The sequence below is a fragment of the Bacillus sp. HMF5848 genome (assembly GCF_003944835.1).
In the GTDB taxonomy this organism is placed as follows: Bacteria; Bacillota; Bacilli; order Bacillales; family HMF5848; genus HMF5848.
Map to the genome: position 1 here is coordinate 2977975 of NZ_RWIV01000001.1, position 12351 is coordinate 2990325.

Sequence of the window (12351 nt, forward strand, 5' to 3'; positions counted from 1 at the left end):
TTGCAACATACTCGATCCGTCAATGTATTACTTTCATTTAGTTATTATAAGCGAATTATAGACAAGCGTTAGTCGTTTGTCAATTACTCTTGTCGCTTGATACATTATCCCGAAGATGAATAAGCGTTACTCTCAAAATGGCGAAGATAGGAACAGCTACAATAAGACCAAGTACCCCTGCAATTTCTCCACCTAAAAGTAAGGCAAACATAATAATAACAGGATGCATATGAAGACTTTTTCCAACTATTAGTGGTGAGAGAACATTGCCTTCTAACAGTTGTAAAATAACTATAATGATAATGACAAAAATCACAGTTTTTATTGAAATAGTAAATGCTATAATAACTGCTGGAATCGCACCAATAATAGGTCCAAAGTAAGGTATTACATTGGTTATTCCAACTACAACACCTAGTAGCAGTGGGTACTGCATACCGATTAGCCAAAATGCTACAGAAGCAGCACCACCTATAACAACACAAACAAGAAGTTGACCTCTAATATAGCGTCCAAGTGACTCATCAACATCGTGTAAATATGTGTGTAACTGTCGCCGCCACTTCTTTGGTGTTACATATTTAGCCGCATGTTTTAACTCATCAAAATCTTTTAAAAGATAAAACGCTATAAATGGAACTAGCGCTAAAACGAACAGTCCGCTAAAAATCCCTCGAGATTTTTCAATAACATTGCTTATTGTTGCGGAAACCTTTTCTTCAATCATATTTAAATTGGTTTCTATTTGTTCATGCAAGCTGTTAGGTAAATTTTCAGTTCTTTCATCAATCTCAAGAAGCCATTCTTGATAGCTATCAATTAAATTAGGTAGATTTGCTACTAACTCCTTAGATTGTTTCGTAATGACCGGCATGAATTGATAAACACTATACCCAATGCCTCCAAAAAACAGACTGTATATAAATAAAATAGCTAGTACTCTAGGCATTCCAAATGCATGTATTTTCTCAACAATTGGATGAAGCAAGTACGTTACAAAGGCTCCAATTGCGAATGGCGTAAGAACAAATAAAAACACACGTACAACAGGAAGCCATATTGGCATTAGCTTCATAAACATGAACAACGCTAAAAAAATGAGTAACAACATGACTATTCGCTTTATCCAAATCATTTGCGTATCTGTCATATAGTCCTCCTATTAAAACAGCGTAATAGCCTGTTTAACGACGTAAAACGCTAGTCGCAACTAGCGACGTCCAATCGTACTAACAGTACTAGACCATTATTCCTTTCAGAAACAGTCCGTTAAGCAAAAAAACACGAAAGGTGAATTTTATTATTTTTCGCATGATTACAAATAAAGCCCCACCAGCTGTGGGGCTTCAAATCGCATTTTGCTATTTAACGAAAGGCTTTTGTTAGCTGTTTTGTCATATTTTTAACCATACGTGAATCTCCCATATTTCCCATTGTGTTGTTGCGTTGAGCATAGCGATATGCTGCGGCTCCTACACCAATTGCCAAAAGAGTCGTCATAGTTCTATTCAAGATAGATCATCCTTTGCTGTTAAATTTTACATGCTGACTCGTAGATCATCGTCATTAAACAAATCATCAAGAGAACTTAATGTTCCATCTTCTTCTACTTGATGCGTGTGAATAACGCCTTTTGAAATGGATAGCTCAATAAAACAATTCCAACAATAATATTGATTAACTCCAATTTTTCCAATATCTTTACTTTTGCAATTTGGGCAATTCATAGGGGCACCTCACTCGTTCAAACATTTTATTAGTATTGCGTCATCACTGACAGCAATAGGTTGGTTTGTGCGAATAATCTTTCTACCTTCTGTTATATCCGCAAAAAAACCGTCCGTTGCTTCATACCCTATGATTTTGCCCAGTTCTTCCATTAAATATACATCGTGAATTGTACCGAGTGAACTACCACTTGAGGATAGCAACTCTTTTCCTTGTACTCCACGATGAGTTGCAAAAAAAATTGGCTTTGTCGTTAATTCTTTAATGTGTTGGAATCTTGAGCCCTCTTTAATCATAACCGCATCTTTACCGACATGCTGTACATCATGAATTGAGAGAAAAAGATGTCTTATTGTAAATTGAACGAGGATGCCCAGTATAGTACCATTTTCTGCAAAGCAAAGATCCTGTATTGTGCCATATTTCTTTCCAGTTTGTTCACTAATGACAGGTAAGCCTTTTATATCTCGAAATGTTCGCAAAAAGATGCCCACCTTTCCGGAACATTTTTAGCTTTTGTTATCTTCCATGAAATCATAAGGTGAAATGTCTGCCATATCATCTTCACAAGGTAATTCTGGTAGTACATCTTTAATATCATGACTATTAGGTTTAGGAATTTGTTCTAATTTCGCCTCTTGTTTGTGATTATTTAAAGTAATTTTTAGCTTTTCAGACAGGGTCGTTTGGCGTTTAGTATCATCCTCGAATTCAATACCACGGCGAAAAGCTTCTTCCTCACCACATAGGATTAAAAACTTCTTACTTCGTGTGATTGCTGTATATATTAAGTTTCTTCTTAACATTCGAAAGTAACTTTTCACAATAGGCAATATGACAATAGGAAACTCGCTACCTTGTGCTTTATGCACAGAGCAACAGTATGCTAACGTAATTTGCCCTAAATCCTGCTTTTCATATTGCACTTCATTTCCATCATAAGAAATGATAACAAGATCTTTCTTTTCTTGATTTTCTTTTGCATAGAAAATTGAAACAATCTCTCCAATATCCCCATTAAAAACATTTTCTTCCGGTAAATTAACTAATTGTAATACTTTATCACCTGTGCGAAATACCTTTTCACCGAAATTAATTTCGCGCTTTGTTTCTGTCTTACCGTTAAACAATTCTTGAAGAGCTTCGTTGATTGCATCTATACCAGCAGCGCCGCGATACATTGGAGCAAGAACTTGAATATCCTTGGCTGTGAACCCTTTTTGCTTAGCATTTTGAGCAACTTTACGCACTACGTCTAAAACTTGGGAGGTAGAACAATTAATAAATGATCGATCTTGCTTTTGCTCTCGTAAGTTTCTCGGGACTTTACCATTTTTAATATCATGAGCCAAATCAATTATTGATGACCCTTCAGCCTGACGATATATATCAGTTAGGCGAACTGTCGGTACCACCTTTGCTTCTAGCAAATCTTTAAGCACTTGACCTGGTCCAACTGATGGCAACTGGTCTTCATCTCCAACAAACACCACTTGAATTTGTTCCGGGAGAGCTTTCATTAGCTGATTCGCAAGCCAAATATCTACCATTGAGAATTCATCAACGATTAACAATTTACCGTTTAATAATTGGTCCTCATTATATGTAAATCCATCTACACCATTCCATCCCAATAATCGATGAATCGTGTGCGCAGGTAACCCTGTGGATTCTGACATTCGTTTTGCTGCTCGTCCAGTCGGAGCAACAAGTAATATTGGAAAGCCTTCTTCCTTCTTGTAGTCCTTGTGGTTTAGCGACAACCCATGGAGTTCTGCATATAGTTCCACAATTCCTTTAATTACTGTCGTTTTACCCGTTCCAGGTCCGCCTGTTAAAATGAGCATCGGAGACATAAGCGCTGTTTCTATGGCCTCTTTTTGTGAGGGAGCGTATTGCACATTTAACCGTTCTTCAAGACTGCCAAGTGCTAACAGAAATTCTGATTCTGGGAATGCATCTTGAAAGTCTGTTTGATCCAGAACACGTTTTATATTTGAGACAAATCCTTTTTCAGAATAGTATAAAGATGGTAAATATACCTTTTGATCCTCAATAACAAGTTTACCTTCTTCATGTAAGTGTATCATTTCCCGAGAAATATCTTTAAATTCAATGGACTCACTATTATTTTTACATAACAAATCATATATATTACTTAAGGCATTCTCAATCAATATATATACATGTCCTTCTTGCATAGATGCATTTTCAATAATATATAAACATCCTGCTTTAATTCGGTCGGGGTGATTTCCGCTAATCCCCAGTTGGTGACCGAGTTCATCCGCTCTTGAGAAGCCTATACCATCGACATCCTCCACAAGTTGATAAGGATTATCTTGAATTATTTGTAGCGTTTGATCTTTATAAGCTTGATAAATCTTCATAGATAGCTGTGGACCGAACCCATATTTCGCTAAATGAATCATTATTTGCTCTAAACCCTCATGCTCAGATAAGGTAGTATACAATTTATTCGCTCTATCCCGAGAGAGGTTAGGAACTTGTTTAAGCACTTCTTTGTCCTCTAGAATTTTCGATATCGCGTTATCACCTAAAGTTTTCACGATAGATTGTGCTGTTTTTTTGCCAATTCCCTCAAATAAATCACTTGATAAATACTGTACTAAGCCTTCTTTTGTTTGTGGTTTTTCCTTCCGGAAATTTGCAGCCTGAAATTGCAATCCAAAACGAGGATGATCCTTTAAATCACCCGCAAATATGTACACTTCTCCATCATGCAATCGTGGGAAATACCCATTTATAACTATGTCTTTTTCTTTGTATGTTGTATTGGTATCGTCAATTTGTATACGAACAACAGAAAATAAATTTTCCTCATTATGAAATATAGTTGCTATTAAACTTCCTTTTACATATGGTCTATCAGCTTCTGTGAAATGGAGTACACCTTGTTCTTCCATTCTATGCACCGCCTACTCAGATTCGCTAGAAATAATTGCTAAGCCTTGTAGAGCTAAATGGTGTTCTGGCTGGATGTCTAAAACTTTTTCAAACAAAGCTTTTGCCTTATCTAAATTACCCTTTAACAAACTTGCAACACCCAAGTTATAGTAAGCATCCTCATGATCTTGCTGTAACTCAATTGTTTTTGTCCATTGCTCCTCTGCTAAATCGTACTGTTCTAAAGCTGCTAAGCAAAGACCATATTGGAAAATTGCTTCTACATCTGATTCATTTAATTCTACAGCTCTCTGTAAATATGGTAGTGCCAGTTTATGATGTTCAAGGGCCATTAAAGTAATTCCTAACATAAAAAATACTTCTTGGCTGTCCATCCCCGCTCGCATGGCAGACTGAAAATAATCACTTGCTTCCTTAAGTTGTCCTTGCTCATATTTTACTGTTCCAGCACCGTAATACGCTGCTGCATTTTCAGCATCGAGTTCAATCGCTTTATCAAAAAAGTTAATTGCTCTATCGTAATCTTGTAAATAACTCAATAAATTTCCAAAGTTCACATAAGGAAGTGAGTCCGTTGGTGATTCTTCTATAGCTTCTGAGAAGTATTTAGCTGCTTCTTCCCATTTCCCTGCCTTCATAGCTTCTATTCCTAACTCATTTTTGTTCATTTATATATGACCCCTTTCAATCTTTGATGTTAACAGAAAAGCCCCAACCCAGGATAATAAGGAGTTGAGGCTTGGTGCTTTACCCTACATATGTTAGTTTTTCATTATTTTTATAAATCTCATCAATAGTACCACCACCAAGACATACATCGCCGTCATAAAACACAACAGCTTGGCCAGGTGTTACTGCTCTAATTGGCTTTGCAAACGTAACCTTTGCTGTGCGCTCTTCTATCATCTCTACATGAACTTCGTTATCAGCTTGACGATATCGGAACTTAGCTGTGCATGTAGATGGAAGATCTCCTATCCAATTAATATCTGTTGCAATAATTGAGTCAGAGTACAATAAGTCATTATCAAAGCCTTGCGCCACATACAAAATATTTTCATTTAAGTTTTTCCCCACTACAAACCAAGGATCACCTGATCCTCCAATACCTAATCCATGCCTTTGACCTATTGTGTAATACATAAGACCATCGTGCGTACCAAGATTTTCTCCATCGAGCGTTTCCATAGTGCCTGGCTGAGCAGGTAAATACTGTCCGAGAAACTCTTTGAAATTCCGCTCACCAATAAAGCATATACCTGTACTGTCTTTTTTTGTAGCTGTCGCTAGTTCTGCACGCTTTGCTATTTCACGTACTTTAGCCTTCTGCAACCCACCAATAGGGAACATTACTTTTTCTAATTGAGCAGCTGTAAGTTGATTTAAGAAATATGTTTGATCTTTATTGTGGTCAATTCCTCTCAGCATAGTCACTTTTCCTTCTTCGCGTGATACTCGGGCATAGTGACCTGTAGCTAAATAATCGGCTCCTAGTTGCATCGCATGATCAAGAAACGCTTTAAACTTAATTTCTTTGTTACACATAACATCTGGATTAGGTGTACGACCCGCTTTATATTCTTCAAGGAAGTAAGTAAACACTTTGTCCCAATATTGCTTTTCAAAATTCACTGCATAATAAGGAATGCCTATTTGATTACAAACACGAATTACATCCTCGTAATCCTCAGTCGCTGTACAAACTCCGTTTTCGTCTGTATCATCCCAATTTTTCATAAAGATTCCTATAACATCGTAGCCTTGTTCTTTTAAAAGAAGAGCTGCAACCGATGAATCAACACCGCCTGACATGCCAACTACTACTCTTGTGTGTGCTGGTGATTTGTCCATCATAACCCCTCCTATCTTACTTATTTTTTTCTTTTCGCTATACGGTTACAAGCCTACGCACTACTGAAACGACCTCATTTGCAGCACGTTCAATCTCATCAAGTGAATTATGAAGTCCAAAGCTGAAGCGTATAGACGATAGTATTCGTTCAGAGTTTTTACCAAACATAGCAACTAGTACGTGAGAAGGTTCTATTGATCCTGCTGTACATGCTGAACCACTAGAAACAGCTATACCAGCCAAGTCTAAATTTACAAGCATCGCTTCAACGCGTGTTTTAGGAAAAGCAACATTCAATATATGTGGGAGACTTTCGTTATGTGAACCGTTTATTTCATAAGCGATACCCGCAGCGTCAAAGGTTGCTAATAGCTTTTTTTTACATGCTTGGTAAAAACCTGTACGTTCCTGCATTGTTTGCTGTGATAGCTCTACTGCCTTTGCCATACCAACAGCACTAGCTATATTTTCTGTTCCTGCACGGCGCTTTTTCTCTTGTTCACCACCATAAAATATTGGCTCAAGCAACGTACCTTGCTTCACATATAAAAAACCAAATCCCTTTGGCCCATTGATTTTATGACCTGACACACTTAAAAGGTCAATATAAAGAGAATTAACGTCTATAGAAAGTGTACCGTAAGCTTGTACAGCATCAGTATGGAAATACGCCTGATGGTCACGTAGCAACTCACCTATTTTTGATATTGGCTGTATGGTACCGACCTCGTTATTTCCATACATTATAGTAACTAAAATGGTATCGTCTCTAAGTGCCTGTTGCACTTGTTCTACAGTAACTTGACCATATTCATTTACTGGTAAATACGAAACTTCATACCCTTGTTTCTCTAAACGCTCGCATACATGGAGCACAGCATGATGCTCTATTTCTGTCGTTATAATATGCTTACCTTTGTGGGAATTAGCAGCTGCCACGCCGAGTATAGCTAGATTATCTGCTTCTGTTCCACCACTAGTAAAAATAATCTCGCTTTCACGAGCTGAAATACTATTTGCTAGCGTTCTTCTTGCTACATCTAATGCATGCCTAGCTTGCCTACCAAAGCTGTGAATACTTGATGGATTTCCAAAGATTTCAGTCATATATGGTAGCATGGCTTCAGCAACCTCTGGGTGCATAGGTGATGTAGCCGCATGGTCTAAATACACATGTTCCATTTTTTCACCCTCCTTTCAACTATTGTACCCATGCCTTGCTATTAAATATAAAACATGTAGCCATCTGTATTATCCTCAGAATGACTTGCTAAATCTTCAATTGTAGTACTATCAAGTACTTCTTTTATGGCATCTCTAATACGTATCCACAGTTCACGCTTTGCCGGTTCTTCATCTTCAATGCCTTCAACAGGACTAAGTGGTCCTTCAAGCACACGGATAATATCACCAGCTGTAATTTTATCAGGTTCATGTCCTAATACATACCCACCATAAGCACCTCGAATACTTCTTACAAGTCCAGCATTACGTAATGGGGCAACTAGCTGTTCAAGATAATGCTCTGAAAGATCATGCGCTTGCGCAATGGCTTTCAGGGAGGTAGGTCCTTCTCCATGTTTTCTTGCTAATTCAATCATAATTGTAAGTCCATATCTACCTTTTGTAGAAATTTTCATTTTTCATCCCCCTAAACGCTTTTGTTTTACGTTACTGACTTATATGATTCATGTTAGGTATTGTTGGTTGGGATAGCTTAATAACAATTTTATCGGCCAACAGTTGACACTGCGGTAATGCTACCCCGACTACTGGACCAATAACAACGCTAAATATAATTGTACCAATAAAAACAGGACCGCCTAGCATCCAGCCTATGACTAAAACAAGTACTTCCATGACACCTCGAATATATTGTACCTTCCACCCTGTTAACTGTGTTAAAGCAATCATTAGACTATCTCGAGGCCCCGCTCCACACCTTGCAGCAATATATAACCCCATACCATATCCCATTACGACAATACCGATAGCTAGCATTACTATTTTGTTGAGTACATGAGAAGGAGTTTTTAAAAATGGGAGGAGCATATACAAATCAATAAACACACCAACAGAAAGCATGTTTAAAAAAGCTCCCATTTTTGGCCACGATTTCGTTAAGATAGCTGATAGAGCTAACACGATGAATCCAACAATTATCGACCAGCTTCCTATTGTCAGACCTAGCTGTTTAAATAGCCCAATGTGAAGCACATCCCAAGGCGAAACACCGAAATCAGCTTTAATAGTAAGTACAATTCCATATGCCATTACAAGTAAGCCTATGAAATATATCGCCCACTTAGCAATAAAACCTTTTAATCTAAGGCTCATCATTTTTCTGGTCCCCACACAATCATATTTATTTTTAAATGGTACACTTTCAAAAATAATACTTTAAGTATCCCCTATTTCTGATCGAATTTTATTCTAAATTGACTTTGGATATTATATCACAAATCATAATAAACTGCAGATGAACGCTCTAACAATTTTCAGAACTTCGGTATCTTCACACCTAACACAGAATACTAAAGTTAGGTTGCATGAAGGTCACACTTGGAACAAGAACGAATGTTTGCTAAAATGGTAATATACTTCCTCATCTGTAAGGAGACCTTTTTATGAACCATAAACCACTCGCATTTCGTATGCGTCCCAAAAAAATTGAAGATATTCTCGGACAAGAGCACCTTGTCGGAGATAACAAAATTATATACAGAATGGTAAGAGCAAAGCAATTGACCTCCATGATTTTATACGGTCCCCCTGGAATTGGTAAAACGTCTATTGCAACAGCTATTGCTGGTAGTACAAATACAAAATTCCGTTCACTTAACGCTGTCGTACATAATAAAAAGGATATGGAGATTGCTGTTGAGGAAGCGAAAATGTCAGGACAACTCATTTTAATACTCGATGAAGTACATAGACTTGACAAAGCGAAACAAGATTTTTTACTTCCACATCTTGAAAGTGGTTTGCTTATCTTAATAGGTGCCACAACATCCAATCCTTATCACGCTATAAATCCTGCTATTCGAAGCAGATGCCAAATTTTCGAACTTAAACCACTTGCACCAGATGATATAAAACACGCATTGTTGCGAGCAGTTACTGATAAAGAGAACGGATTAGGACTATATGATGTTGCAATTGATGATGAAGCACTGTCGCACTTTGCCATAGGTTGTGGAGGAGATGTTCGCTCTGCATTAAATGCTTTGGAGTTAGCAGTTAGATCGACCGAAGCAGACTGTAAAGATGAAATTAAAATTACACTGTCAATCGCTGAGGAATGCTTACAGAAGAAGAGTTTTTCTCATGATAAAAACGGGGATGGACACTATGATGTACTGTCAGCCTTTCAAAAATCTATTCGCGGAAGTGACGTAAATGCCGCACTTCACTATTTAGGTCGACTTGTAGAAGCTGGCGATATGATTAGTATTTGCCGTCGACTAGTAGTTATTGCTTATGAAGACATTGGACTAGCTAGCCCACAGGCTGGCCCACGGACATTAGCTGCTGTTCAAGCAGCAGAACGACTTGGATTTCCCGAGGCACGTATTCCGTTAGCTAATGCTGTTATTGAGCTATGTCTTTCACCAAAATCTAATTCTGCTATAGTTGCCATTGATCAAGCTTTATCGGATATTCGTAAAGGCTTATCTGGAGAAGTTCCAGACCATTTACGTGATGCACACTATGCGGGTGCAAAAAAATTAAATCGTGGCATTGGATATCAATATCCGCATGACTATGAAAGCGGTTGGGTTGCTCAACAATATTTACCTTCCTCATTAAAAAGTAAAAAATATTACACCCCTAAGCATACTGGCAAGTTTGAACAAGCAATTGCTCAAATATATAGTAATCTACAAAATAAAAAGTAATAACATACATGGAACTATATTAAAAAACAGTCAAGGTAAAGATAAAAATCCTTGACTGTTTTATTTAGGACCACAGGCTATGCTGCTACATCTCTTTTTGTAAAAACAAACCAAGATAGCGCATTGAACAAAACAAAATAAATAATTAGCATAACAATAGAGAAGGTCATGGTCATTCCCTGAACAGGGGGCATGCCGTTGATATATTGCGTTAAGTCTAAATTGGCAAATAAAATATATTTAGCCCACTCAAACTTCATAGCTAATAGCATCGTAAATTGTGCACCTGTAAACATTAAGAATATCGCTAAACCAATTGCTAGTGAATTACTCCGGAAAACACTAGATATCATGAACGCAAAAGTTACCATCATGACTAGTTGAATAGAGTTTAAACCATAGTTAGACAATACATACGCTAACATGCTCGTTTCAGCTACACTTCCATTCACGTAAGAAAGATGCGGAGTCGATAAATTGTCAATACCATACAGTGCGAGACTTGTTATCATGGCAACGACTAATAATATTGCTAATAACGAGATTGCAAAAAGTAGTGTTGCAATATACTTTGATAACAAGAGCTTACCTCGTGAAGCAGGTCGAATTAGCAGAAGCTTAATGGTACCCCAAGAGAACTCGGAAGCAATCGACCCGGCTGCGATAATGACAGTAAACATAGTAACGAACGGAATAATTTGTATAGATGAACGTACATATCCCCAAAAGCTAGCTGTTGGCACCGGTGCAATATCATGTTCAATACTATATTCATTTTTCGCAATTGTTTGCTCATACTGCCTTTTTAATTGATCTGGTATAGGCTCTTGTAGCTGTGATGTTAATCTTTTATTTTCTTCAATTAAAGTTTGCTGCCAATTTGGATTTTCATTTCCTTCGTTTACGTACTTTGTGATGACTCCCCCCGCTACTGTTATAATGACTAAGAGACCAATCATAATCCATGTCCCGATACGACGATACAGCTTCATATTTTCATTTTGTATAAGCTTTAGTAAACTAGACAATTTGATTCCCCCCTGTAATTTCAAGGAATTTATCTTCTAAAGATGGGGTTGTTTGCGAAACCTCATAGATTTTAACATTTGCTTTAACTAGTTCAGCCACAATTTGCGCAATCGTTTCTTTCGATGCTGTTAGTAATAATGTGTCGTCCATCTGAGTAAACACGAGATCAGTAAATTGTTCACTTACTACTTTTGAAGCGAATTCTTTATTATCGGTTGCAATACGATACACGGAAGTATCTTTATCACTTTTTACCAATTCATTCAATGTTTTCACATCAACTAGCTTACCATTTTGAATAATTCCAATCCGATCACACATCATTTCCATCTCTGAAAGTAAGTGGCTAGATACAAGAACAGATAAATTTTCTTCTCTCGCAAGCTTACGCAAATAGTCTCTAAACTCTCTAATCCCTGCAGGATCCAATCCGTTTGTTGGCTCATCAAGAATGAGAAGTGCAGGGTTATGAAGTAGTGCTTGCGCTAACCCTAAACGTTGTCTCATACCAAGTGAATATGTTTTAACTTTGTCATGAATTCGCTTATCTAACCCCACTAGTTCAATAACTTCGTCGATTCTATTTTTATCCACACTCACATACATTCTTGCGTAATGCACCAGGTTTTGGTAGCCCGTTAAAAACTTATACATTTCAGGATTTTCTACAATGCCACCTACTTGGCTAATAGCTTTTTCAAAGTCTGTTCTAATACTGTGGCCTTTGATTAAGATTTCTCCCGACGTAATTCCCATTAACCCTACCATCATACGAATTGTTGTTGTTTTACCAGCGCCATTTGGTCCTAAAAAACCAAATACTTCTCCAGGATAAATATCAAACGTAATATCATCAATTATTCTCTTTTTTCCAATTTGTTTTGTGACATTCTTTATTTGTGCAATAGGCTCCAT

Annotated in this window: 13 protein-coding genes and 1 other annotated feature (1 of these 14 only partly in view); of the genes, 1 reads left to right on the top strand and 12 read right to left on the bottom strand. The window is 37.4% G+C overall.

All coding sequences use genetic code 11. The features are described from left to right. Window positions 1-32, bottom strand: a binding site (T-box leader); it reaches 177 nt to the left of the window's first position. A gap of 47 nt (window positions 33-79) precedes the next feature. From EJF36_RS14345 to EJF36_RS14390, 10 genes are all read right to left on the bottom strand, one after another. Beyond that, the gene (locus EJF36_RS14345) at window positions 80-1150 is read right to left on the bottom strand and encodes an AI-2E family transporter (protein WP_125906976.1); all 1071 of its coding nucleotides are present in this window, start codon (window positions 1148-1150) and stop codon (window positions 80-82) included. 215 nt (window positions 1151-1365) lie between these two features. Beyond that, a complete protein-coding gene (locus EJF36_RS14350; protein WP_125906977.1) occupies window positions 1366-1512 on the bottom strand; it encodes a YrzQ family protein in 147 nt (48 codons plus the stop codon). Between the two features lie 26 nt (window positions 1513-1538). Next, complete coding sequence (locus EJF36_RS14355) at window positions 1539-1727, bottom strand: hypothetical protein (RefSeq protein ID WP_125906978.1); 189 nt, start codon at window positions 1725-1727, stop codon at window positions 1539-1541. A 9-nt stretch (window positions 1728-1736) separates the two neighbouring features. Next, on the bottom strand, window positions 1737-2210 hold the full coding sequence (locus EJF36_RS14360) for a PRC-barrel domain-containing protein (RefSeq protein WP_185806921.1): 474 nt from the start codon (window positions 2208-2210) through the stop codon (window positions 1737-1739). Between the two features lie 27 nt (window positions 2211-2237). Beyond that, entirely contained in the window at window positions 2238-4655 is a 2418-nt protein-coding gene (recD2, locus tag EJF36_RS14365; protein ID WP_125906980.1) for an SF1B family DNA helicase RecD2, read from the bottom strand. A 12-nt stretch (window positions 4656-4667) separates the two neighbouring features. Then, window positions 4668-5324: a tetratricopeptide repeat protein gene (locus EJF36_RS14370; RefSeq protein WP_125906981.1), complete on the bottom strand. Its 657-nt coding sequence runs from the start codon at window positions 5322-5324 to the stop codon at window positions 4668-4670. 79 nt (window positions 5325-5403) lie between these two features. Further along, window positions 5404-6507: a tRNA 2-thiouridine(34) synthase MnmA gene (gene mnmA / locus EJF36_RS14375; protein WP_125908396.1), complete on the bottom strand. Its 1104-nt coding sequence runs from the start codon at window positions 6505-6507 to the stop codon at window positions 5404-5406. A gap of 37 nt (window positions 6508-6544) precedes the next feature. Further along, on the bottom strand, window positions 6545-7690 hold the full coding sequence (locus EJF36_RS14380; protein ID WP_125906982.1) for a cysteine desulfurase family protein: 1146 nt from the start codon (window positions 7688-7690) through the stop codon (window positions 6545-6547). 41 nt (window positions 7691-7731) lie between these two features. Further along, the gene (gene cymR, locus EJF36_RS14385; protein ID WP_125906983.1) at window positions 7732-8148 is read right to left on the bottom strand and encodes a cysteine metabolism transcriptional regulator CymR; all 417 of its coding nucleotides are present in this window, start codon (window positions 8146-8148) and stop codon (window positions 7732-7734) included. Window positions 8149-8179: 31 nt separating this feature from the next. Continuing rightward, the gene (locus EJF36_RS14390) at window positions 8180-8845 is read right to left on the bottom strand and encodes a YczE/YyaS/YitT family protein (protein WP_125908397.1); all 666 of its coding nucleotides are present in this window, start codon (window positions 8843-8845) and stop codon (window positions 8180-8182) included. 290 nt (window positions 8846-9135) lie between these two features. Between EJF36_RS14390 and EJF36_RS14395 the strand changes: the two genes are divergently transcribed. Next, the gene (locus EJF36_RS14395) at window positions 9136-10407 is read left to right on the top strand and encodes a replication-associated recombination protein A (protein ID WP_125906984.1); all 1272 of its coding nucleotides are present in this window, start codon (window positions 9136-9138) and stop codon (window positions 10405-10407) included. Between the two features lie 77 nt (window positions 10408-10484). On the opposite strand, the gene EJF36_RS14400 is transcribed toward EJF36_RS14395, so the two are convergent. Together EJF36_RS14400 and EJF36_RS14405 are read right to left on the bottom strand one after the other, a co-directional pair. Then, complete coding sequence (locus EJF36_RS14400) at window positions 10485-11435, bottom strand: ABC transporter permease (protein ID WP_125906985.1); 951 nt, start codon at window positions 11433-11435, stop codon at window positions 10485-10487. Continuing rightward, on the bottom strand, window positions 11428-12351 hold the full coding sequence (locus EJF36_RS14405; RefSeq protein WP_125906986.1) for an ABC transporter ATP-binding protein: 924 nt from the start codon (window positions 12349-12351) through the stop codon (window positions 11428-11430). The genes EJF36_RS14400 and EJF36_RS14405 overlap by 8 nt, the downstream gene beginning before the upstream one ends.

Bases quoted from the DNA above. Each gene is read 5' to 3' on its own strand.
- EJF36_RS14370 (WP_125906981.1), bottom strand. From the start codon at position 5,324: ATGAACAAAAATGAGTTAGGAATAGAAGCTATGAAGGCAGGGAAATGG.
- EJF36_RS14345 (WP_125906976.1), bottom strand. From the start codon at position 1,150: ATGACAGATACGCAAATGATTTGGATAAAGCGAATAGTCATGTTGTTA.
- EJF36_RS14380 (WP_125906982.1), bottom strand. From the start codon at position 7,690: ATGGAACATGTGTATTTAGACCATGCGGCTACATCACCTATGCACCCA.
- EJF36_RS14390 (WP_125908397.1), bottom strand. From the start codon at position 8,845: ATGAGCCTTAGATTAAAAGGTTTTATTGCTAAGTGGGCGATATATTTC.
- recD2 (WP_125906980.1), bottom strand. From the start codon at position 4,655: ATGGAAGAACAAGGTGTACTCCATTTCACAGAAGCTGATAGACCATAT.
- cymR (WP_125906983.1), bottom strand. From the start codon at position 8,148: ATGAAAATTTCTACAAAAGGTAGATATGGACTTACAATTATGATTGAA.
- mnmA (WP_125908396.1), bottom strand. From the start codon at position 6,507: ATGGACAAATCACCAGCACACACAAGAGTAGTAGTTGGCATGTCAGGC.
- EJF36_RS14405 (WP_125906986.1), bottom strand. From the start codon at position 12,351: ATGGAGCCTATTGCACAAATAAAGAATGTCACAAAACAAATTGGAAAA.
- EJF36_RS14395 (WP_125906984.1), top strand. From the start codon at position 9,136: ATGAACCATAAACCACTCGCATTTCGTATGCGTCCCAAAAAAATTGAA.
- EJF36_RS14355 (WP_125906978.1), bottom strand. From the start codon at position 1,727: ATGAATTGCCCAAATTGCAAAAGTAAAGATATTGGAAAAATTGGAGTT.